Genomic DNA, 22991 nt, shown 5'->3' on the forward strand with positions numbered 1-22991 from the left:
ACCTATTTCTATACCAATATAGATCTGAGATCTTAGCTCGCCACTAGGGCCACGAGCATACGATAGAAAGAGAAGAAACTCTTTATTACTTCTGCGCTCATAACCTTCAGCAATATTTGAAGATATTGATAATGAACTCCGTGTGATCTGGTCTTTAAAACCAAAATCCTTTGATTTCAAAAAACACTTATAAACTTCAGCAGATAAGCGTGCAGAACGCTTCCAAACTTCTAAATCTTCAAAGCGCATGCCGATCTTCTCCTTATCCTTTTGTACCTTGTACCTTGTACCTTGCTTCTTGTACCTGCTTTTAAAAGTACCCTTCGCGTTTCTTTTTCTCCATCGAACCTGAAGAGTCATGATCGATGGTACGACCTTGGCGCTCTGAGGTGGTGGTGAGTAGCATCTCTTGGATCACTTCAGGCAGGGTTGTCGCTTCAGACTCTACCGCACCAGTGAGTGGGTAACAGCCTAACGTACGAAAACGCACCATCTTCTCTTCTGCCACTTCATCCTCTTTCAGCTTCATACGCTCATCATCAACCATGATCAACACACCATCGCGCTTAACCACAGGACGAGGTTTAGAGAGGTACAATTCAGGGATCTCAATGCTTTCCAAGTAGATGTATTGCCAGATATCGAGTTCGGTCCAATTAGAGAGTGGGAAAACTCGAATGCTCTCACCTTTGTTCACTTTACCGTTATAGATGTTCCATAATTCTGGACGCTGATTTTTAGGGTCCCAACGGTGGTGCTCATCACGAAACGAGTAGACACGCTCTTTAGCTCGAGATTTCTCTTCATCACGGCGTGCGCCACCAAAAGCGGCATCAAAACCATGTTTATCTAAAGCCTGTTTCAGCCCTTGAGTTTTCATGATGTCGGTATGTTTGGATGAACCATGAACAAATGGGTCAATGCCCATCGCGACACCTTCTGGGTTTTGATGAACGATCAAATTCATGCCGACTTTTTCAGCCATATAATCACGAAACTCAATCATCTCTTTGAATTTCCAGGTGGTATCAACGTGCATTAAGGGGAATGGCGGAGTGCCCGGTGCAAAAGCTTTTTTTGCTAAATGCAACATCACAGAGGAGTCTTTACCCACTGAGTAAAGCATTACTGGATTATCAAACTCAGCAACCACTTCACGCATAATGTGAATGGACTCAGCTTCTAACTGTTTTAAATGCGTCATACGAGAGGGGGAAATCTTCATCCGTCATTCCTAATAATTATAATTAAATTACGTTCCATGCATGGCGATAATAACACATTTTCACCTCAAGCCTACCAAGCACAACACCACTGAATACCAGAGACGATTTAATTTATAAATACCTTGAAAAACCCTTGTTATTTAAGGCAAGCAGTCGCACAATCCGCACCTTATCAATCACTCGTTGTACTCTGTTATAGAGGCCAGTTGTTAGAGCCCATATATGGATCTTATTTTTAGTCACACCTTTTTTGCTTTGATTTTGATTTTTATCTTTGCAGCTACAGTCCGCGGATTCTCAGGCTTTGGATTTACGCTCATCGCTCTGCCTTTAAGTGCACTGTTTGTCCCTGTTATTAAGCTAGTCCCTGTATTCATGCTGATCGACTGTTTGGGCAATATACAACTTCTGCCTAAAGTACGGCGTTCTGTCGATTGGTCTTGGGTGACGCAAGTATTCATCCCCTGCTTACTATTTACCCCTATCGGTCTCTTGCTACTGACATCTGTTGACCAGCAAACGATTATTTTGATCATCAGCGGTTTTATTTTTGTTTCAGCATTTATGATTCAACGTGGTTTTCAGTACTCAAAGAAGAGCCGTTTAGCTCCGTTAATTTTAGGCAGTTTAGCAGGTGTGATGAATGGCGCGGCGTCAATGTCAGGTCCACCTGTGGGTACACATGCGCTAGCCAGCCCGTTTTCGCCAGCGGTAGCAAGAGCCTGTTTGATCGCGTTTTTTGTGCTCGCAGATTCAACCGCTTTTCTCTCCGCCACAGTGGCCGGTTTAGTGGATGGGAATACCTTGTTGCTGACAGCCGCATTGTTACCAAGCAGTATGCTAGGCGGCATTATTGGCACACACTTATTCGAGACATATGGTGCTAAGAAATTCAAACCCGTTACCATCATCTTACTGATTGTCATTGCCAGTTTCAGTGTTTTGAATGTGCTCTACTGACTTGGCGGCCAATAGAGCACTCTCTTAAGAAATACCCATTAACAATTTAGGCAAATAAAGGGAGAGTTGTGGGAAAAAAGTAACGATGAAAACAACCGGAAGGTGGCCAAATGCCAGTAAAGTAATCGTTGGTTTAAAGTATTGATCGAGCCTCAGTTTACTGATCCCTCCCGCCATATAGAGCATTGGAGCGCAGGGAGGAGAGACATTACCAAGCCCTAGGTTGACTCCAACTATTGCAGCAAAGTGAATCGGATGTATTCCTAATGCTTGAATCACGGGTAAAAATATTACCGCAGCTAATATGCTGCCCGAAATGTCATCCACAATCATACCAATCAACAAAAGCAAAATATTAATCATAAAGAGAATGATGTATTTATTGTCACTCAAACTGAGCATTGCTGCGGCAAGCTCTGTTGGAATTTTCTGCATGATCATAGCTCGGCTCATCACAAACAAAAAAAAGAGCACGGCAATGATAGAACCCGTTATTATCGCCGCTTTGAGTGTCACCTCTCCCAACTGTTTAAATGACATTCCTCGATAAATGAATATGCTCACCACTGCGGCATACACCACAGAGATGGCTGCCGCCTCTGTCGGGGTTGCCATACCACTATAAATGACCCCCAAAATGATAATTGGCATCAGCAGCGCGAAAGATGCGTTATACCCTGAACTGGCGATCTCCTTCATCGAGACCATAACGGGTGCTTTAGGTTTAACGATAATATCGTCATTGTTTCGTAAGATAATGAAATTAAGAATACAGTACCAAATGGCAAGAAAAATACCTGGGATCACTGTCGATAAAAAGGCTGCACCGACCGACAAACCGCCAGTAATTGAGAAGACAATCATCGGAATGCTTGGCGGGATTAACAACGCAAGCACTGACGAGGAGGCGACTAACGCGGTAGCATACCCTGCTGGGTACCCTTCACGGATCATTCTTGGAATCATGATTTGACCAATCGCGGCAATCGCGGCCGAAGAGCTTCCTGAAATCGCACCAAACAGCGCACACGTAAGAACGGTCACCGCACCTAATCCCCCTTTGACACGTCCGACGATGGCTGAGATAAAATTCAGTATTCGCTCTGAAATTCCCCCCGCAGCCATGATGGATCCGGCCAAAATGAACAAGGGGAGCGCCAACAGTGCAAAGCTTGCGGTGGTGTTATAACCATGCGGCAGCAAGAACGAAATATTGCTACCTGTAAACCAGCTAAACAACAGTGCCCCAACGCCAAACGAAAAAGCAACGGGTGTGCCGATTAACAGAAGTATGATGATAATAATCAGCGAGACGATAAATATGATCATTTTGACGCTCCTTTGGTTACCTGAGTGATACCATTCACCTCAAGTGCTTTCCTTTGCCCCTTCATCGCCAACAGCGCATTCCACTCTTTTACCGCATCCAGCAAAAAATACCCAAGCATCAAAATAAACCCTAACGCCATGGACGTGCTCCATAAATATCGATACCAACGAAGGCTAATGCTCAAACGTCCCTTATCAAACACACTGTAGGCGTACTTCACGGCGAAATAGCAAAACACAGCGGCAGAGACGATACTGATCAAGTAAATAACAAACCGAATAACAGACAACGTGTACTCATCTTTCACCACCAGCTCTACGATACCTCCATAGATATGATCTTTGGTTTTCGTGGCGTACCCCATGGCAGGGAAATATATCCATACCCCTAATAAAATCGCTACCTCTTCAATACCAGGAAACGGAGAATCAAAAAAGTATCGAGTAATCACCTGAGTAAACATCAATAGCGATAAAGCAATGGAAGCAACAATAATTTGTACTCTAATGATGGACTCAAATACCTGTCCCATCCCTTGATAATTCAGCTTTCTCATACACCCTCTCTTACATGAAACCCGGTACGATTAGAGAACATCACGGACTCTAACCGTACAGGGCTTGTACATCGTTAATCTAACGAAACCGTTAAAACAAGAGTTTGGGCTATCGAGGCTTAGCTATCGCTGTCAGCTTGTTCATAATGTCAGGACCAATGAGCTTCTCCATTTTTGGCCACTCATTGGCGTAGATGATCGCTTTTGATTTATTCATCTGGTCTTCGGTCAATTCAACCACATTGATGCCAGAGTCTTTCACCTTCTGTAGGTAGCCTTCATCAATGGATTGTGCTTCATTCCAAACCCAAGTCATGGTCTTATCAATCGCGGTTTGAAATTTAGCTCGTTCGTCGGTAGGCAGGTCATCCCACCACTCTTTATTGACTAAGATGAACGCTTGTTCGAAGTAGTCTTTGGTCAGAATGTAGGTTTCCAATACATCGCGCATTTGCCAAATCTCTACGGCAGGTGCGGTCGCTCTTGCATCAATAACCCCTAACTGAAGAGAGGTGTAGAGCTCACCGTATGGAATAGGTACTGCCGCAAAGCCCAGATCGTTAAATCGGTCAACGCCTATCTGAATCGTCGCGGTTCTCATTTTTATGCCCTTTCCATCTTCAGGAAAATTCACGGGTACTTTACCCACTCCTTTTCTCACGGCAATAGAACCAAAACCTGTTGGGACGATACCTAACGCTTGAAGACCGATATCATTAAAAATCTCATTGTAGATTCCTAACATCTCCCCCTCTGGGCCATAAGCTGCTTTCGCACTCTTCCAGTCATCAACCACATAACCGAGCCACGTTAAATCAAGTCGATTATCAAATTCAGAGGCCCCATAGGTGATGGTCATTGGAATCACACCGTCCATTGCCTGTTCAAACTGTGACTCCCAACTTCCTAAGTCCCCTCCAGAGTGATATGCCGGTTCATACTCTGAGCCTGTCGCTTGCAAATTTGACATGAAGTTTTTGGCTGTCATATGAAAGATATGATCAGTCGGATAAGATTGTGACAGAATGAAATCATCAGCGAATACGGAAGAGGTCGCTAACGTCGCTACCATTGCCGTTCCTAATAATGTGGATTTCGCTGTTTTCACGATTGTTGATTTACTTTGCATTGCCGTTATCCTTAACATAAATTATTTATGCTTCGTTATTGCAAAAAAGCCACTCACCCCACTCGGTGGAAGAAGTGGCACAGGGATGTTTAGCTTGGGAATGAGAACTTGATGCCCTCTCGTACACCGTTCGAGGGCCAGCGCTGAGTAATGGTCTTTCTCTTTGTATAAAAGCGAACAGCATCAGGGCCATAAGCTGCCAAATCGCCAAAGAGTGAACGTTTCCACCCACCAAAACTGTGGTATGAGACAGGTACCGGTAGCGGAATATTAATTCCGACCATGCCAACTTCAATATTCTTACTAAAGTATCTGGCAGCTTCACCATCTCGTGTAAAGATACACGTGCCATTGCCATACTCATGATCATTCACTAACTGCATTGCCTCTTTCATAGTACTTACTCGCACTATTTGTAAAACAGGGCCGAATATTTCAGCTTGGTAACTAGACATGCGTGTCGTTACCTCATCAATTAACGTCCCGCCTAAGTAATAGCCATTTTCATGCCCTTCAACTCTCACTTGGCGTCCATCAATAACTATTTTTGCCCCTTGCGCCTCAGCACTGGTGATATGTTCAACAATGGCATCACGGTGCTCAGCGCTGATCACGGCGCCAAAATTGGCACTATTATCCTGATAGGGTCCCACTTTAAGCCCTTCCATTGCAGTCGACAGTTTGTCAATCAACCTGTCAGCAACGTCATCACCGACGGCCACCGCAACAGAAAGTGCCATGCAACGTTCACCGGAAGACCCAAAAGCGGCTCCGATAAGTTGCTCCACCGCATTATCTATATCAGCATCAGGCATCACGATCGCGTGATTCTTCGCACCACCTAATGCTTGGCAGCGCTTACCATTTTCGGCAGCCGTTTTATAGATATACTCTGCAACCGGTGTGGAACCGACAAAACTCACTGCTTTAATTCGATCGTCCGTTAATAGTGCATTCACTACCTGGTGGTCACCATTAACGACATTCATGACCCCATCAGGTAAGCCCGCTTCTTTTAATAGCTGAGCAATAAAAAGGGGGGCCGACGGCGCTTTCTCGGAAGGTTTTAAGATGAAGCAGTTACCGCAAGCGATCGCAATAGGGAACATCCACAAAGGCACCATGGCTGGGAAATTAAACGGCGTGATCCCCGCCACCACACCAACAGGTGCAAACTCACTCCATGAATCGATGTCTGGGCCGACATTATTCGAGTGCTCTCCTTTTAGCTTTTCGGCTATGCCAAAGGTGTATTCAACATTCTCGATCCCACGAGACAACTCGCCTAGCGCATCATGACCAATTTTCCCATGCTCTTGACCAACCAATTCACAAATTTTATCGCTATGTTTTTCAAGTAAATACTTGAATTTCTGCAGTACTTTAACGCGTTTTGTCGGAGGCGTATCTCGCCATGCGGGAAACGCCTCCGCTGCCTTTTGAATCGCACTTTGCACCGTCTCTAAGGAAGCGGCGCCAACGTATTGATCAACCTCTCCTGTTGACGGGTTGTACACCGGAATGTGCGTTGTAGAATCAGAGATCAATTCTCCACCGATAAAATGTCCTATGTTCGCCATATCATTTCCCTTTTTATTTGACGTATTAAATCTATGAGCTTCGAATTATGTTAACTGCTCGATGCTTTCACCAAGTGCGTTAATCAGAGAGTCAACCTCAGAAGAGGAGGACATAAAAGGAATGCCAAGTTGAAGAGTGTCACCACCAAAACGCGTATAAAAACCTTTATCCCACATGTTCATTGCGATCTGATATGGACGATAGCTGGGCATTTCACCCGACGGGTCAATCGTCAGGCCCGCGGCCAACCCATAGTTTCGGATATCCAAAATTGAGTCGAGATGGCTTAATGAATGGACTTTGGTTTCAAACTCAGCGCTGAGTTCAGTCACTCGATGGATTACGCTGTTTGATTGCATATAGTCAAGCGTTGCTAATGCTGCCGCGCAGCCAATTGGGTGACCAGAGTAGGTGTAACCATGTGGCAATTCGATTAATGACTCGTCACCGCTATGACTCATATAACAGTCATAAATTTCACGACGGGTAAGCACTGCCCCCAAGGGAAACAGGCCATTGGTCAGCTGTTTTGCCGTTGTCATGATGTCAGGTGTAACATTAAATGCTTCGGCGGCACTGTAAGCCCCCATGCGGCCAAACGCACAGATCACTTCATCGAAGATCAATAAAATATCGTGTTCAATACAGATCTCTTTTAGCCTTTCAAGGTAACCCATCGGTGGCGGGATCACCCCAGCAGAACCTGCTATTGGCTCGACAATGACTCCTGCGATAGTCGCACTGCCATGTAGCTCAATAATATCCAGTAATTGATTCGCAAGTTCTGCCCCGTTCTCTGGTAACCCTTTATTAAACGTACCAGCGGCCTTCAAAGTGTGTCCTAAGTGGTCAGACTCTATGCCCTGACCAAAGAGAGAGCGATTTCCGACAATTCCACCGACACTGATGCCACCGTAGTTCACACCGTGATAACCCTTCATTCGACCAACAAACCGCGTTTTTGATGCTTGGCCCCTCTTAACCCAGTAGCCTCTGGCAATTTTCAGAGCACTCTCAACCGCGTCTGAACCACCTGTTGTAAAAAACACCTTATCCAACCCATTTGGCATCACCTCAACCAATCTTTCAGCCAGTTCAAACGACTTCTCATGCCCAAACTGGAAGCCTGGTGCATAATCCAACGTTTTTAGTTGCTTAGTGATGGCTTCATTGAGTTCGGTCACATTATGACCAAGGCCGTTAGTCCACAATCCTGAAAGCGAATCGTATATTTTTCGACCTTTATCATCCGTATAATAGTGACCTTGTGCTGAGGTAAATATGCGGGGGTTCTTCTTAAATTCTCGATTGCTCGAAAACGGCATCCAATGAGCGTCTAGTTGTGATTGAGTCAATGACATAGTGTGCTTCCTTGTTCTCACCATTTATCGTTAATAACACTCTACACAGCACAAAACATGCGTTAAATCACCAATTGGTTAACTTCACATTAACAATTTCGAAACATGCTGATTTTAATGATACATTGGCTATACCCATCACTAACCGGACAGTCCTCATGACAAGAGATCACCTCAAGCAGTTAGCGAATATGGATTTAAGAACCATGAGGATTTTTTGCAAAGTCGTCGAGGTTTCAGGGTTTACTCACGCCGCGAGTGAACTGAACATTAGTCGTTCTGCCGTCAGTATCGCGATTTCAGATTTGGAAATACGGACTGGATTGCACCTTTGTAATCGAGGACGCGGAGGCTTCTCTTTGACCTGTGAAGGTGAGCAATTTTATCTGCATGTTCAAGCGCTTCAGACTTCCATTGCTACTTTTTGCAATGAGGTAAACCAGATACATAATAAAACGGCAGGTGAGATCTACCTCGGAATTACAGACAGCTTTATCAATCATAAAAAGATGGTGATTACCGATATGATTTCACAGATGCGCGATAAGTTTCCCGATGTAGCAGTGCACTTACAAATGATGCCATCCAAAAAGGTGGAAATGGACTTAAGAAATAACCTAATCAACGTCGGCATCATTCAAGTTGAAAAAAAAATGGACGCTTTTGACTACTACCCTCTCTACTCTGAAATAGAAAATCTCTACTGTGGTGCTGGCCACTCACTCTTTCACGACACACAGCCCCACTGTAGACTTGACGTTATCGCTGAATATCCGACGATTCAGTCCAGTTCCACCATCAATATTGACTGGTCCCAATTTAATGTATGTGCCGAGTCACCAGACCGTGAAGGCACTGCATTTCTCATTTTAAGTGGCAGTTACCTTGGTTTTTTACCCGACTTCTACGCCGAACAATGGGTAGCGACGGGCCGAATGAAACAGGTAGGCATCACAGAGATCCAAAATGAGATCACCTATGAGATGATAGTTAATAAATCCAATTCAAAAAACGTAATACTCGACCATTGGTTAGCACTCTATAATGAGATGATCGCGCCAGTTCGCTGTTGTTGAATAATTCGATAAAAAGGAATGTGATGTTACATCAATCAGTGATCAAGATACGTGGTCAAGCCAACAAGCTAGTACCGATCCCAATGCCTAAACTCATCGAAGGTGAAGGCTCAATTGTGCAAGCTGCTCAAGCATTATTAGAAATGGGGGGTAACAAACCGTTAATTGTGACTGATGCGATCTTGGTAAAACTCGGTATTACTAAGTTTTTAACTGATGCACTGGATGCTGAACAGGTTCAGTATGTTCTATTTGATAAGGTAACGCCCGACCCAACGTTACAATTGGTTACTACTGGAGTGCAGCTATATAACCAGAGCGGATGCGACAGCATTATTGCTTTAGGTGGCGGTTCATCAATGGATTGTGCCAAAGGCATTGCTGCTGCAGCGGTTAAGAATGTAGAGGTAAAAAAACTCATTGGTTTACTGCGCGTGCGCAAAGCCTTGCCACCCTTTATTGCTATCCCGACGACAGCAGGTACCGGTTCTGAAGCAACGGTTGTTGCCGTTATCAGTGACCCAAATAAAAAACTGAAATTTACTATTATTGATCCGAGCTTAGTGCCCGCTATAGCCATTCTTGACCCGCTATTGATGACAGGTTTACCTGCCAATATTACTGCTGAAACGGGTATTGATGCTCTAACCCATGCTATAGAATCGTACATAGGCGGTTATGCTACTGAACAAACAAAAGCTTATGGTTATGATGCCGTCAAACGTATTTTTGCCTATCTACCCAAAGCTTACTCAGATGGTGATGACATAGAAGCAAGACGACATATGTCCATCGCAAGTTTTAATGCAGGAGTAGCTTTTACCCGCGCCTCGATTGGTTATGTGCACGCTATAGCTCACCAAATGGGTGGTTATTATCATATCCCTCACGGACTGGCGAATGCAGTGATTCTGCCGCATGTGCTGGAATTTTCATTCGACGCGGGTATCTGTCAATATGCGGAATTAGCAATAGCGGCTGGGCTCTCTACTCCTGATGATACTCAATTGGAAGCGGCGCACAAATTTGTTGCTGGGGTCAAAACACTCAATCAAACATTAAATATTCAAACTGATTTTCCACAGCTCAAAGCACAGGACATTCCAACATTGGCAAAACGGGCGGTTAAAGAAGCATACTGTGAATACCCAGTGCCTAAACTGATGAATAGAGCTCAATGTGAAAGGTTGCTAGAGCAGTTATTGCCTGCGAGTTAACTGCATAGGGCGCTCTCACTCCCTACTCCTTCGAGTTTGGTCAATCATTCTGCCTTAAAGAGCGGTTTCACAGCAATCCGTTTTGAAATGTCGCTAAAACGAGGCACGATTATATCCCCGTGTTCTAAAGAGTGACGAACAATAGGCAGTTCGTAAAGTTGGCTTAAGTGCTTCTCTTCAAGAATAGTATTTGAAAAACCAAATATGCTTTGGGCATGAGCTTTAACTAAAAGAACTTTATCGGACACATGAAGTGCTTGATGAGGACAGTGGGTAGTAAAGATGACTGACTTACCCGCCTGACTGACATCCGCCATTGTTTGCAATACTTTATCCTGATTGTGATAATCCAGCGCCGATGTTGGTTCATCAAGAATCAAAATACCAGGATCGGAAACCAATGCTCTGGCAATCAGAATGAGCTGTTTTTGTCCGCCACTTAAATGAGCAAAATTTTCGTTGATATAATCTAACATACCGACCTGATCCAGTGCCTGTTCAGTACGGTGCCTATCTCGCTTTAATGGAGTAGCAAAAAGGCCATTTTGACCACTAGCACCCATAATGACCATTTCTCCAACACTGTAATCAAATGGACTCAAGGTACTTTGAGGTACATATGAGAAACGTCCTGAAATATTGACGGTGCCACTGCTCAAAGGTAGCAGGCCAAGTAAGGCTTTAATCAGGGTAGTTTTTCCTGACCCGTTAGGACCCAGTATTGCCAAAACCTCTCCTTTATCTAGGGAGAAACTGTGCCCATCAAAAATGGGCTTATCCGCTCCGGGGTATTGAAAAGAGATACCATCGACGTTAATCATTGCTCCATCCTTTCATTTGAGTCCGATACAGTAACCAACCAAAAATAGGTGCTCCAATTAATGAAGTAAGCACACCAATAGGGATCTCGCCGTAACTTGCCGTGCGCGCCACGGTATCCACTAAAATCATATATATTGCACCTATTAACATCGATATTGGTAACAAGCGGACGTGGTTAGCTCCAGTAATCATACGAGCAAAATGAGGAATGATTAAACCTACCCAGCCAACAATTCCGCTGACAGACACTGTTGCGGCAATCAACAACGAACAAGACACAAGAACTACCCATCGGCTGATATCAACATTAATACCAATGGAACGGGCTTCTTCTTCGCCAAGCGAGAGTATATTGATCACATGACGCATTTTGAGAATCAATACTCCAGCCGTCAATACCGGAACTAGCAGATAAAGTACATCAACATAACCAGATTCATTGAAAGAGCCTAGTAACCAGTAAACTATCGCTGGAAGGCTATCATCAGGATCTGCAGTATATTTAGCAAGAGAAACCAACGAAGAGAAGAAAGCGGAAGTCACTATGCCACCAAGAATAAGTGCAAGGACATTTTTTCCACCCCCAGCACTTGCTATCGCCATCGTTATGATTAAAGCGATCAAACCAAATAAAAAAGCAGCGACCGGAATAAAATAGTCGGGCAACATAAATAGAATAGAAAGCACACCGCCAAATGCAGCACCTGATGACACCCCTATCACCTGCGGCCCCACTAAAGGATTGCGAAACATTCCTTGTAAAGCAGCGCCACTGATAGACAGAGCGGCACCACACAAGCCTGCGACAAGAACACGTGGCAAACGAACGAGCTCAACGACGCGCTCTTCTACAATCTTCCAACTGGCTTCGCCATGATTCGATATATCAAATACATTGGCGGCAAGTATACTGAGTACATTAGTAAATGAAACGTCATAACGACCTGTTGAAAGAGCAAATATCATCACTATAAGCAATAGAATAAAAAGACAAGATAGCTGCCAGCTATAAGCCCTTTTCCTCATTGAAGTTAATGACAGATCGGCAGAGCCTAGCCATTTACTTCTACTTATATCTCTATTTTTAACTAACATTATGCCCTACTTATCTTTAATGAATTATCTTCACGTAGTCTTTCCCATCCTTATTCATCTCCTCTCTTAATATATGCGCCAATTGGGATTCTGAAGGCGTTTTCCCATATAACATAGGATAAGCAGACAAAATAGAATCGCGAATGGAGCCATCAAGTAAGTCAGGGTGTACTGTCCGTGTGAACCACTCCCAGCCCAAAGGTGACTCCTGATTTGGTGGATCCCATCGATCCCCACCCACAGGCACTTTATATACACGTTTGTTTTTTACTGCACTTATCGAAGTTAAAATGGGATTATTATAAATGGTTTCAGGTGTCAGCTTTGCATTGAAACCAAACAACCAAATAATGTCTGGGTTAGCTTCAAGCACCATCTCCGGGTCTATATCCACAAATGCGGCATCTACGCTAAGTGCATTCTTTGCGCCAGCTGTATCCATGAAGAATTGGAAATGGCTATTGGGTCCCGCCGCCCTTTGAGGAGCTAGCATATATAATACTTTGGGCTTGTTTGCGTCGGAGATCTGTTTCGTTTTGCTGGTAATCCATTTATATACGCTCTGATGCCACTTAAGAATTGTTTCCGCTCTCTCTTTCTTATCCATCATTAATGCGATATCAGTAAGCCATGATTTGGCAATGTCTATTTTTTGATATTTCATGCCAACCACTGTTAAACCAGCAGCCTCAAGCGCATCTATGGATTTGGTTTTTCGGGCCCATTGCAGAACAACATCCGGGTCTAGATTGAGCAACTCTTCAATATTTGGCGTCCCTTGTTGGGAAATAATATCTGAAGATACCTTGCTCAATTCAGGGTAAAACTCATCCAGAACGCCTTCAACAATCGCATTGTGAGAGTTAGGAGAAGTTCCGACTAACGAGCTACCATCATTGGTGATGGTAACAACCATCGAGCCCGCTGGAGTCGCGATGGCAGCCACTTTTTGGGGAACCGAAGGTAAAGTAATGTCGCGTCCAGCTTGGTCAGTAAATTTAATGGGATCAGCCCAAGCAACATTGACATTGAAGAGGCAAGAAATAAACAGTGCTATCAAGACGATAACGGATTTTTTACGTTCTATCATATGAGTCATCACCACAGGAATATATTGAACCGCACCTTAACACTAATGATAGTTATTCTCAATTGGTTAATGTAAAGAATCGGGGTATCGCTATCTAGTACTCAAAAATTATTTTCTACTGGAGAATATGTTGGTCTCGACCTATAATGGATGTCATCCGTTAAAATAAAAGAGATTCATAGAGAGATAGGTTTAAGTCAATATGCAAAAAGAAGCGACTAACTTTTTAATAGAGATACAAGATATGGCAACAGATATAAACAAATATGTTAATAATGCATTGTATATTCAAGAACAAACATCATCTACTCGCATCAAGGTAGAGGTAATTAAGTCTGAAATTGAATTAATTGAAGCAGAAATTGATTTTGCTGAGACATTACAAAACATATCAAAAGAAAAACTCAAACTGCTTAATGATTCAAATATTAATAACCAAGCTAGCACTAAAAGTATAGACACTTTAAATCACGAAAAAATAGCACTCAAACAACAGTTAAAAACGAATCAAACTCTCCTTCAACAACTAACTAAAGCGGCAGAGAAAAAACTAAATTTATAATGAACAAGTAATAAATGTAGTGGTTTAATAAATCCGGACACCATTTTAGGTGGTACAGTTACCACTCAAAGAGAGGTGTTTCATGAACAGAGTTCGTCGTACATTTGGTCCTGAGTTTAAGCAAGAAGCTGCAAGCTTAGTGCTTGATTAAAATTACACTGTGTTAGAGGCAAGTCGTGCGGTCAATGGGTTATCTAGTACTAGACCATCTTCATCACTTAATTCAGGATTTAGAATGAAATGATGATTAAACTCTAAATGTTCAACTAGAGATTGTACTTGTAGAATCATACAGGAGCCTTTAATCACTAATATGTAGCATGGCTAACTTATCCTTTTCCAGCAGGCTAAGTTCGCTTTTTAAGTATTCCCCAAGCTCTTTTTGCTTAAACTCTGTGTGACCTTTGGCGTACATCGTCACATCTAGGTTCAGCGTGTGAATATGCTGAACCATTACAGGACTTAATCCGGCAGGCTCGTGATCCCATAGGGTTCCTACCTTGTATGCACTTTTCAGAACATAGTCTTTTTTTGACATACAATTGATGAGTTTGAGCTGTGAATGTTTTTCAAAAACCTCCTGCCACTGCTCATCTTCACTAGACACTGCTCCTGCGAACACATACGCCACAGATACCAGGTTTGAACGAACTAACTCGTTCAGGGTGTGCCTTACTATGCGACCACCCAACGAGTGCCCCATTAAAATGCAGTTTTCAAACTCAGGCTGCTGTTCTAGATAGCTCGCAAGCCCACTCGCGACGTGGCGTGTTTCATGAAAAGATCTTTTCCAATGCCCTGCCACTTTATCAACCACAAACGCACCTACAGTACTCGCTATACCTAAAATGGTACTACGAGCCGCCACCATTGCAGCAAAGCCAAGCTTTCCATTCCTTGAGGCTGGAATATTTGGTACAGCCCCTTTATCAAAAACCATGTCGGTTAAGTTGCCTGCTTTCCATTCAACACGAATAACTTTATTAGTTGGATAAAGTTCATCTACCACATCTAACCAATCTTTTGAGCATACGTTGTTTTCAGATAGAAAACCGTTGATGATAAATACAGCTGGAAGCTTGCCTTCACGCACTTGAACGAGTTCACAAGATGGCTTATCTCGTGGTTCTAGAGCCTCTCCACTTTGCTCAGTTAATGACTCTTTAAGACTTTTAAGCAGCGGGGTGATGTCAAAGCCAGGCAGTGACGCCTTAAATTTGTTAAACATGGTTATTTACCTTTAATGACTTTGCGCGCTTTAAACACAGTAGAAATGACGCCCACTAGGAACATAACGAATACAAATAGAATCAGGAATTTGATCACACCACCTTAACTTGGTAATAAGTGATATTGCTGTCTTACTGACTCCAGTCCATATTGACGCTCAAGCTTACGAACAATAAAGTGCCCTTTTGCCATATCTTGGAAATGATCCATAAATATCGTATTGATCGCAGCTCCACCGACAGCACCTATTGCAGGAACAGCTTGAGCAGCCGCTTTTTGAGTAATCTGAACACCAAAACGTTCCGCTATCAACGTCATGAATCGGACCAGTACTGGTGCCGCCTCTTGAGCTAATCCATGTTTAGCAATATGTTCGGCAGCTTCAGCAGTAGCTCTTGCCAACATCCCACGTATTGCAAAGTAACCTGACTCAGCACCGTCATCATCATTACTATTTCCACCTAGTGCAAAAACCTGTAAACAAGCAAGTTTTGTCTCTTCACTACTTATAGATTCACCTTGCTCCCTAGCAACATCACCAATAGAACGTAGCATCAGCGTTGTTGAAACAGGCAACTCAATCGATAGAGCTGTAATACCGAAGAAACCTCCGGCAGCTCCGCTAGCTGCCGCGCCAATTTTATGCCAAATGTTAGATGACTCTTCTCCTGGAATATCTTTCATTGTATAAAGCGCTGCATCTGCTGCTTTATCAAGCGCTGTATGCGTCACACTGCCAATTTTTTTATTCCAATCTTCTGGCAGCTTTTCAATAAGAAGTTCGATTGGTGCTCCGACGAAATCGGTCACTTTTGCGGCAAGGCCTGGGTTTTCCAATAAAGATTTTGCTGCTTTAAGCTCAGAAAGGTGCTGAGATGAGAGTGTTTGAGTTTCAGAATTAATTTGAGACATTGTTAAACCACATCAATACGTTTATCAGTTCCATTGTACAAGTTGATATCCATATTCCATTTTATGAATTGTACAGGATTAATCAGTACTTGTGAAATGGAGTACGGTATAACATATAGATTAACGAATCTTCTCACTAAGTGGTTTTCATAAGCTTATAAATAAGATCAATGAAAAACTCCCTGTTTTAGTAGATCAGAGAATTTGAAGTGATTGGGGTAGATACGACTAGTTAACCTAATCCTACCCAGCTGAACTATCAATAAATTGCCTTGGTTTTGGCGTTCGCGCTAATCTCTCAAAGCCTGCTGATTTTTGCTAAATGTGCGTATATTCAATTTAACGCCATTGTCTTCTGTGATAGGAGCTCTAAATTTGGTTTCTAGGGGCTTTATAACAGGAGAAAAGCATCTTCTAAATTCTCTTTGATAGATTCATGAAGCCCCTCTAAAGTTCATCCACCAACTTATTGGCATTTGTTTTGATGGATTCAACTCTATGACGCCCTTGTTGCACTTGAGGTTGTGCTTATTTTTGACCATTTAAATAGCTTGGCGCATCCATTGTATAGAATGCGACACTATTATAAAAGCCATGCATAAGTGCGCCAGCCTACACGTTTTCTGTCCGTCTCTTTCAATCAACCAAATGACACAAAAATATCCGTAGTAAATTTACCTGAAGAGATCTCAGCTTGACCCTCAACAATAATATTGGCGTGTTCTTCATCATCAAGGTGATAAGGTAAGTGGTTCTCAGGTAAACGTTTATCAGCAAACCAGTAACCAAATCCTTGATCAAGCCACAACGTCACTTGCTTGCCGTTATCAAAAGATAAAACGAGCGTTCGCGAGTGAGGCAGCTTGTATTTCGAGGTCGTTTTAAAACTCATATTTGCTGCCGAACTTTCAAATGCCAATTCGACTACCTTGTCACGTGAGTAATCATCGAAAAAATTGTCTTGTACTGTCGTTGGCTTGTAACCTCGACTTAACTCCCCTGTGAAAATTTCGACCTGGCAGGTTTTGTAATGTTCCCCTAAAAACTTCAAGGTATTAAAGCATAGAGAAACAGGTAAAGTTGCGGCCAGATAACGATCAGAATAAGTAGCCGATTCGATAACTTGATCTTGCATCAACGCCATTAATGCAGGTGAACGTTTAAACACAAGAGTCCAAAACTTCAATCCGAACTCAGAAGCCTTTCCATCCAATTCACAATCGATCACTATTTTTTCTAAATCAGAACTCTGACGCAAACGTGTAGGATCAAAGTCAACCAACTCACCTAAAGATCCAATCCCAATCACTAAAGTTTCACGGTCATCCTCACGGAGTCCCCATTGGTAGCAATATGATTCATTTGCTACCGAAGCTAACACCTGGTGATCGACCTCATGGTTGAGTGGTTTACTCAACAGTTTCACATTTGGGTGATTCAGATACCAAGACAGTGTCATTTTTTGCTCAAGTGACAACTCTTGAACTTGAACCTCTGTCAGTACCAAGTTTACCTTTCGCTCGGCGACCCAATGACGAAATGCTTGGTACAGTTGCCAATCACCTAAATCGCTCAATTGACTTATAGGAAGCTCGACATAGAGGTCTGAGTCATCATGTTTAGCCAACGTTTTTTCTATTGCGATCATTAACGGACGTAGTTCACGTCTATTGTGATAGTCGAACAATTCATATTCCGCTGGCAAGCTAAGATTATTGAAAAATCCGTTGCTCAAATAAGTAGCCACTTTTCTTCTATCAAGTAGATCAAGGACATGTTGAGTCGAATAATCCACTAAACAACGATGACATGCCTTGTCACAGTGGCAGCTAGATGCAACCTTCTTTGCTCCTTGCAGTAACTCAACAACATACTCAGAGGCTTGAATTGAAAAACCTGCACCGCCGGCTGCATTGTCAAACAGCACAATAGCTTGTACTTCTCGTCCCTCATGATTCACAGGCTTCGTTGTACAGCCAATTTCGTCACTATTAATACCAAGCTTCTCTGCTAATTGGTTTCGCATCAGCACAGCGATTGAACGAGCACTACTTCTCTCTACTAGTGGTTTACCCAGCTCATCAAATAGCAACAATTCGAACACATCGGTGTAAGTACTGTGTCCCAACTTTAGCGGACCTTTTACAGTGAATTCCCTGTCGTTACCGCCACACAAAACTTCGCTTGAGCTGGTTAAATGACCCTTACCACCTCGTAAGCGAGTGTGCCCCATTAAAACTTCTTTTGGTGACTTATCTCCACCTTCGGGCATAGCTTCCATACGACCACATTCTAAGCAAAGCGCGTACCCTTGGTTGACTGGTCCTGCACTGTAATAATAAACGTGGCCATTGTGGCTAGAACGGTATGATGCTCCGGGGTTTACGCTCACTTCATGCCACTCAGAACCATCTACCGTCACCCAAGGGTCATTGAATGGCACATGATTCAAGCGCGAGATATCATTATGAGGTTCGTCTCTAATATCGACCGCGAAGCTCGCTGGCTGAATGTAAGGGTGAATACGATCTTTTGTTTTCTCGTCACTAAAATTAAACTCATTACCACAACATTCACACTGTTCTGGTCTTAACAACGAAGTATTACTGGCACCACACTTGTCACAACGCCATGCCCACCTTAACGCTTGTATCTCTTTTACTTGATCAACAGTTGCAGGACTATGCCAGTTCAACAGCACGCCTTTCGACTGATAAACACGTCCATCAATCACAACATCATTACCTGGCGCATAATCGCGAATAGCGACTGAAAGATCTCGAGACGGGAAGCCAGCAGAGCTATATAGGTTATCTTTACGAGATGTTTTATCGTTGATTTGGTCTTGTTTCATCTTGATGTAGCGTTTTCGCCTTTCGATCACTTTGACATGATCTGTATTTAAAGACACCACATCAGTAGGGAACCCGTATCCGGGTAGGAACCCTTTACGCGCTAACTCGGAAAGTAAGAACTCCCCCTCTAAGCGTTGAATTTGGCTTTCTAGTGCAGCTTGTGCTGTTGATAGCGAGTTAGGATTCTCATCTAAACTTTTAGATTGTTCTTTTAGCAGTTGATGCTCAACGGACCAACGCTCGACAATGCGCTTCATATGCTTAGCGGACGCATCTAGAATTTCGATACGTGATGTTGCATCAAGAGAGGTTCGACGTAACAAAGTATCCAGCCCGTCTTGTACAAAATCTAATGCTCCATTTACACACCAGTCAACAAATTGGTCAACTTGAGAAGCCGTCGATTCATGATCAGATTTGAAGAAGTTACCGCAATTCAATTTCAACGAGTTCTCTGACTTCACGACATGATTTAAAAACGTCGAAAGTAGTAACGAATTCACATGTCGACGAACAATGTAGTCACTTGATAACGATACATTCGGTACTTTAATTTCTGTATCAAACGCCCAACGAGTATTCGAGAAGATATGCTCTCCATGCGGAGTAGATTTACATAACGTAAGCGCAATCGATTTAGTTTCTCCACGGCGGCCAGCTCGACCTGCACGTTGCAAGTAGTTCGCAGGGTTAGGTGGAGCATTATTCATCGCTACTACCGATATACCACCAATGTCTACACCCATTTCCATCGTCGTAGAACAGCTTAAAACGTTAATTTTTCCCGCTTTGAACTCTTTCTCATATGCGCGTAATTGGCTTGCCTTTAGCTGTGCAGAGTGCTCTGCGACTCTAAAGTAAGGCGTACGTTCTACAACACGGTCAGCAATGTCTGACCACGCATTTTCTTTACGGACATCGATTAAATCTGGCTGCTCTTGCCATTCCCTGACTTTGTTTAGATCAACGCTTTCTCCGCTCTTAGGATCGCGGCCAAATGGGTATGGATAACTTGGGGTAGATATCTGTTTACACAAATGTTCGGTGCGGTCTCCAGATAAATTCAAATATGGAGTCACCCCTAGCAATGGTTTATCTATGATTTTTTGGGTATGAGGACATTGATGCTTATTTGCAACTAAAGAGAAACTCACTTGTTGCTCAAGCTCTAAGCGATAACCATCACCACTCGGTGTCAACACTGAAGACTGCAGAGCCATCCACGCTTGGCGTAAAATTTCATTAATATCTGCACGTGTATCAGAATCCTCTAACTCTATATTCAGAGCTGTCGCAAGCAACCTAGCTAACCTTGGTTGTCGTGGCCCATTACGCCTAATTTTTGGCCATGCCTCTACATTCCAAATATGGGTAGGCTCATCTTGCCCTACTAAGAAAGCTGGCGAATATTTAGCCCCAATCCAGTTAATTTGCTCATCCGTCAACCTCACGGCTTTCATGCTTCGTACATGAAAATTCACACAAACGGTTAGGAAATTAACCCACTCTTCACGCGCTTTTTCAGCACTATCAAAATGTCTCAACCATTCACTAGGGGCTGAACTCTCCTTTTTGGCTAAACCTGGATATTCCATGCAGACTAAGCCCATGGTTTCGAGTGTGTTCTGTCTTTTAGGGCGGCTATTAAATTCTCGTAACAACAGCAAACGAGCCAGTAATTTTGGATTAGCAACCATATCCATTCGGTCATCGAAGTGCTCATAGAATCTTTTGATCCACAATTTTACTTCTTTCTGTTCCGCTAAGAACTCTTCGACTTCTTGCCAAGTCACCATGACAGGATTACTACCTGTTGTTAATTCGGCAATTTCACACTCGATAGCCTCAATATCCTCTGGCTCATCCATACTTATTGCGATCTTAAGCATTCGTTGTAGTCGGTTGAGCTTCTTTTCATCCTCAGGAGTCATTTCGCTCGTTCTCAGAGCTTTATCCAAGATCAAATGATAGATAGTTGAGCGCAAAAACTGCCTTTCTGAGTCTTGCTGTGACTTGGCAGAAAAACGAGCAGTACCTTGTCGGCTATCGGTGAAAGTAATCATGCGGCGGCCGTTCCAAGGACCTTTCAACTGCTCTTTCTTACCGTCTTGGCAATATTCCAATAATGTAGGGATCACCGTCGACAGCATAAACGGTGCGCCATTTCTGAAGTGACGGTAGAACTCGAACTTCTTGATTTTGGTATGCTGGCAGCATGGACAGCGCACAGACAAAGCACCGTCACTTTTACGGTACCCTTCGACTCGGTGTATTAAATGCGCACCTGGAACTTTAGCGGTTTTTACAGCTCTCTGGTTATTGATCCAATATTCACCGGTTTCTTCAAAACTTAACGGTGAGATGAGAGCAAAGCGGTCATACTCCTCGGAAGTTTCTTCATCATCTTCGATGCTTAGATCATCTTCTCCTACAAGGTCCAAAGCAAAGTCATCGATCGATGAATCTGGTTTTGTTAGTTGTAGCTGAGTATGACTGGTCTGTGAATCCGTTCTTTCAGTCGCAGCCAATAAGCTAGTTCCGCAACCATTACAGCTAACCATTTCAAATATCGGTGAACCACAGGAGCACTTCTCGCGGCGTGACATATGAACCATACCAAATCGCCAATCAATCGACTCTAAAGGCGTACCTACCTTTGCCGAGCAATCTGAATTTGAGCAAGCCCAAAGCCCACCAGCAACTCTGTGGAACAAATGTAGTCTAAACGGAATAAATGCATCTCCATCTGCGTTCTTTGTCGAAGCACAGATATCAAGCCATTGAAGTGAGTCCTGTTCTGATAACGGTTCCTCAGTTGCAGACAATAGCTTCCCTATTTCGCTCAACGTCATTCTGTTATCGGTTGAACTCAGGTGCTGCCTTAACGTTCTTAACGGCGGTAAGCTTTGTAATACATCGTAACGTTCTATCTCGTTCGTTATGCTTGAAACACTATCAAGGTTCATCGCCTTGATTTGGTCCAGTTCCATCAGCGGTTTGATTTCACGCTCGCCTTTCACTAAATGAACTTGAGTGATATCGACACCAGCGACGTCAGCCAAAAACGCTTTTAAATCCGCGTCAGAGTCCTTTCCACCAATCGTTGCGGAAGTCGCGACAAATCTCACTTGGTCTGGCGTGACACCAAAGCCATGCATTACGCGTCGAAGCAGCAAGGACAATTCAGCAGCTTGAGAACCGATATAAGTATGCGCTTCATCCAAAACGATCCAACGCAGCTTGCCTTTAGAACGGTTCAAAATATTCGCGTCTTTTTGGCGAACCAACATGTACTCTAACATCGTAGAGTTGGTCACCAATATTTGAGCTGGGTTTTGTCTTAGCTCCTTGCGAGAAAGCTGTTCATTTGGGTGCTTTTTTCGTTCTGCCGCACTGACTGATTCGGGCGTATCACCATTAAATAGACTGAATTTAACTTGATCTCCCAATTGGTGAGTCCATGCCGTTAAACGCTCTCTCTGACTGTTAATTAATGCATTGAGTGGATATAAAAACAAAGCCTCGACGCCATCTGGCCTGCTGTTGCGTTCAACAATGTCATTCAGAATTGGCACTAAGAAACACTCTGTCTTACCAGAACCCGTACCACTACTCACAATGACAGACTTAGGAGATGGCTCCAATAGATGAGACCATGCTTCATGCTGATGAGAATACGGGTACCAACTGCTATCAAAAAGGTAATCTTCTTTAAGCTCATTCGGTGGGTTCGCCATTGCACTTACAATCGCGCTGTTTAACAACCCACCTGATAGATCTCGCATACTTTGAGTATGTGGTTTCCAGCCAAAGGTGGCTTCAAATACAGGATCAGCAAGAAACGCACCCTCTTTACCTGGGGATTGAGAAAACGACTGCCACAAGAATTCACGTAACGGCTTAGATCGCAAACCAAATTGCCCTAAAGTAGCGCGCGCCGCGCGTTTGGTCAGTTGGTCAACTAAAGACTCGAAATATTGCATGGTTGG

At 43.3% G+C, this 22991-nt stretch carries 18 protein-coding genes; 4 read left to right on the forward strand and 14 right to left on the reverse strand.

Features of this window, described 5'->3' with window-relative positions:
- Positions 1 to 249: four helix bundle protein (locus L4C32_RS08225; RefSeq protein WP_428196390.1), on the reverse strand; the 249-nt coding region annotated here is incomplete at its 3' end.
- Positions 250 to 310: 61 nt separating this feature from the next.
- Positions 311 to 1225 carry a sulfate adenylyltransferase subunit CysD gene (gene cysD / locus L4C32_RS08230; protein WP_428196391.1) on the reverse strand — a complete coding sequence of 305 codons (915 nt, stop codon included), beginning with the start codon at positions 1223 to 1225 and terminating at the stop codon, positions 311 to 313.
- Positions 1226 to 1448: 223 nt separating this feature from the next.
- Here cysD and L4C32_RS08235 point away from each other — a divergent pair, with 223 nt between their 5' ends.
- Complete coding sequence (locus L4C32_RS08235) at positions 1449 to 2186, forward strand: sulfite exporter TauE/SafE family protein (protein WP_428196392.1); 738 nt, start codon at positions 1449 to 1451, stop codon at positions 2184 to 2186.
- A 24-nt stretch (positions 2187 to 2210) separates the two neighbouring features.
- Here L4C32_RS08235 and L4C32_RS08240 read toward each other — a convergent pair whose 3' ends face one another.
- The 5 genes from L4C32_RS08240 to aptA form a co-directional block, all read right to left on the reverse strand.
- Positions 2211 to 3515, reverse strand: a complete 1305-nt coding sequence (locus L4C32_RS08240) for a TRAP transporter large permease (RefSeq protein ID WP_428196393.1) — start codon at positions 3513 to 3515, stop codon at positions 2211 to 2213.
- Positions 3512 to 4072 carry a TRAP transporter small permease gene (locus tag L4C32_RS08245; protein WP_428196394.1) on the reverse strand — a complete coding sequence of 187 codons (561 nt, stop codon included), beginning with the start codon at positions 4070 to 4072 and terminating at the stop codon, positions 3512 to 3514. The genes L4C32_RS08240 and L4C32_RS08245 overlap by 4 nt, the downstream gene beginning before the upstream one ends.
- A gap of 109 nt (positions 4073 to 4181) precedes the next feature.
- Positions 4182 to 5201 (reverse strand): TRAP transporter substrate-binding protein DctP, encoded by a 1020-nt coding sequence (gene dctP, locus L4C32_RS08250; RefSeq protein WP_428196395.1) that lies wholly within the window; start codon positions 5199 to 5201, stop codon positions 4182 to 4184.
- 89 nt (positions 5202 to 5290) lie between these two features.
- Positions 5291 to 6781 carry a CoA-acylating methylmalonate-semialdehyde dehydrogenase gene (locus L4C32_RS08255; RefSeq protein WP_428196396.1) on the reverse strand — a complete coding sequence of 497 codons (1491 nt, stop codon included), beginning with the start codon at positions 6779 to 6781 and terminating at the stop codon, positions 5291 to 5293.
- Positions 6782 to 6826: 45 nt separating this feature from the next.
- Complete coding sequence (gene aptA, locus L4C32_RS08260) at positions 6827 to 8143, reverse strand: omega-aminotransferase AptA (RefSeq protein WP_428196397.1); 1317 nt, start codon at positions 8141 to 8143, stop codon at positions 6827 to 6829.
- 158 nt (positions 8144 to 8301) lie between these two features.
- Here aptA and L4C32_RS08265 point away from each other — a divergent pair, with 158 nt between their 5' ends.
- Entirely contained in the window at positions 8302 to 9219 is a 918-nt protein-coding gene (locus L4C32_RS08265) for a LysR family transcriptional regulator (RefSeq protein ID WP_428196398.1), read from the forward strand.
- A gap of 23 nt (positions 9220 to 9242) precedes the next feature.
- Entirely contained in the window at positions 9243 to 10436 is a 1194-nt protein-coding gene (locus L4C32_RS08270) for an iron-containing alcohol dehydrogenase (protein ID WP_428196399.1), read from the forward strand.
- Positions 10437 to 10480: 44 nt separating this feature from the next.
- On the opposite strand, the gene L4C32_RS08275 is transcribed toward L4C32_RS08270, so the two are convergent.
- From L4C32_RS08275 to L4C32_RS08285, 3 genes are read right to left on the reverse strand one after another with little or no spacing between them, the layout of a single operon-like run.
- Entirely contained in the window at positions 10481 to 11257 is a 777-nt protein-coding gene (locus L4C32_RS08275; protein ID WP_428196400.1) for an ABC transporter ATP-binding protein, read from the reverse strand.
- Entirely contained in the window at positions 11250 to 12353 is a 1104-nt protein-coding gene (locus tag L4C32_RS08280) for a FecCD family ABC transporter permease (protein WP_428196401.1), read from the reverse strand. The genes L4C32_RS08275 and L4C32_RS08280 overlap by 8 nt, the downstream gene beginning before the upstream one ends.
- A gap of 16 nt (positions 12354 to 12369) precedes the next feature.
- On the reverse strand, positions 12370 to 13443 hold the full coding sequence (locus L4C32_RS08285; protein WP_428196402.1) for an ABC transporter substrate-binding protein: 1074 nt from the start codon (positions 13441 to 13443) through the stop codon (positions 12370 to 12372).
- A 202-nt stretch (positions 13444 to 13645) separates the two neighbouring features.
- Between L4C32_RS08285 and L4C32_RS08290 the strand changes: the two genes are divergently transcribed.
- Entirely contained in the window at positions 13646 to 14005 is a 360-nt protein-coding gene (locus tag L4C32_RS08290; RefSeq protein ID WP_428196403.1) for a hypothetical protein, read from the forward strand.
- Between the two features lie 153 nt (positions 14006 to 14158).
- Here the strand turns inward: L4C32_RS08290 and L4C32_RS08295 are convergent, their stop codons facing one another.
- The 4 genes from L4C32_RS08295 to L4C32_RS08310 all read right to left on the reverse strand — a co-directional run bounded on the left by L4C32_RS08295 (position 14159) and on the right by L4C32_RS08310 (position 22985).
- Positions 14159 to 14296 carry a hypothetical protein gene (locus tag L4C32_RS08295; RefSeq protein ID WP_428196404.1) on the reverse strand — a complete coding sequence of 46 codons (138 nt, stop codon included), beginning with the start codon at positions 14294 to 14296 and terminating at the stop codon, positions 14159 to 14161.
- 10 nt (positions 14297 to 14306) lie between these two features.
- On the reverse strand, positions 14307 to 15233 hold the full coding sequence (locus L4C32_RS08300; protein WP_428196405.1) for a DUF726 domain-containing protein: 927 nt from the start codon (positions 15231 to 15233) through the stop codon (positions 14307 to 14309).
- 104 nt (positions 15234 to 15337) lie between these two features.
- On the reverse strand, positions 15338 to 16147 hold the full coding sequence (locus tag L4C32_RS08305) for an EcsC family protein (RefSeq protein ID WP_428196406.1): 810 nt from the start codon (positions 16145 to 16147) through the stop codon (positions 15338 to 15340).
- A gap of 640 nt (positions 16148 to 16787) precedes the next feature.
- Positions 16788 to 22985 (reverse strand): DEAD/DEAH box helicase, encoded by a 6198-nt coding sequence (locus L4C32_RS08310; RefSeq protein WP_428196407.1) that lies wholly within the window; start codon positions 22983 to 22985, stop codon positions 16788 to 16790.
- Positions 22986 to 22991: the final 6 nt, after the last annotated feature.

Source organism: Aliivibrio kagoshimensis, assembly GCF_050337105.1.
GTDB classification, from domain to species: Bacteria; Pseudomonadota; Gammaproteobacteria; order Enterobacterales; family Vibrionaceae; genus Aliivibrio_A; species Aliivibrio_A kagoshimensis.

Bases quoted from the DNA above. Each gene is read 5' to 3' on its own strand.
- L4C32_RS08280 (WP_428196401.1), bottom strand. From the start codon at position 12,353: ATGTTAGTTAAAAATAGAGATATAAGTAGAAGTAAATGGCTAGGCTCT.
- L4C32_RS08295 (WP_428196404.1), bottom strand. From the start codon at position 14,296: ATGATTCTACAAGTACAATCTCTAGTTGAACATTTAGAGTTTAATCAT.
- L4C32_RS08300 (WP_428196405.1), bottom strand. From the start codon at position 15,233: ATGTTTAACAAATTTAAGGCGTCACTGCCTGGCTTTGACATCACCCCG.
- L4C32_RS08305 (WP_428196406.1), bottom strand. From the start codon at position 16,147: ATGTCTCAAATTAATTCTGAAACTCAAACACTCTCATCTCAGCACCTT.
- L4C32_RS08265 (WP_428196398.1), top strand. From the start codon at position 8,302: ATGACAAGAGATCACCTCAAGCAGTTAGCGAATATGGATTTAAGAACC.
- L4C32_RS08255 (WP_428196396.1), bottom strand. From the start codon at position 6,781: ATGGCGAACATAGGACATTTTATCGGTGGAGAATTGATCTCTGATTCT.
- L4C32_RS08275 (WP_428196400.1), bottom strand. From the start codon at position 11,257: ATGATTAACGTCGATGGTATCTCTTTTCAATACCCCGGAGCGGATAAG.
- L4C32_RS08235 (WP_428196392.1), top strand. From the start codon at position 1,449: ATGGATCTTATTTTTAGTCACACCTTTTTTGCTTTGATTTTGATTTTT.
- aptA (WP_428196397.1), bottom strand. From the start codon at position 8,143: ATGTCATTGACTCAATCACAACTAGACGCTCATTGGATGCCGTTTTCG.
- L4C32_RS08285 (WP_428196402.1), bottom strand. From the start codon at position 13,443: ATGATAGAACGTAAAAAATCCGTTATCGTCTTGATAGCACTGTTTATT.
- L4C32_RS08240 (WP_428196393.1), bottom strand. From the start codon at position 3,515: ATGATCATATTTATCGTCTCGCTGATTATTATCATCATACTTCTGTTA.
- L4C32_RS08270 (WP_428196399.1), top strand. From the start codon at position 9,243: ATGTTACATCAATCAGTGATCAAGATACGTGGTCAAGCCAACAAGCTA.
- L4C32_RS08290 (WP_428196403.1), top strand. From the start codon at position 13,646: ATGCAAAAAGAAGCGACTAACTTTTTAATAGAGATACAAGATATGGCA.
- L4C32_RS08245 (WP_428196394.1), bottom strand. From the start codon at position 4,072: ATGAGAAAGCTGAATTATCAAGGGATGGGACAGGTATTTGAGTCCATC.
- dctP (WP_428196395.1), bottom strand. From the start codon at position 5,201: ATGCAAAGTAAATCAACAATCGTGAAAACAGCGAAATCCACATTATTA.
- cysD (WP_428196391.1), bottom strand. From the start codon at position 1,225: ATGAAGATTTCCCCCTCTCGTATGACGCATTTAAAACAGTTAGAAGCT.
- L4C32_RS08310 (WP_428196407.1), bottom strand. From the start codon at position 22,985: ATGCAATATTTCGAGTCTTTAGTTGACCAACTGACCAAACGCGCGGCG.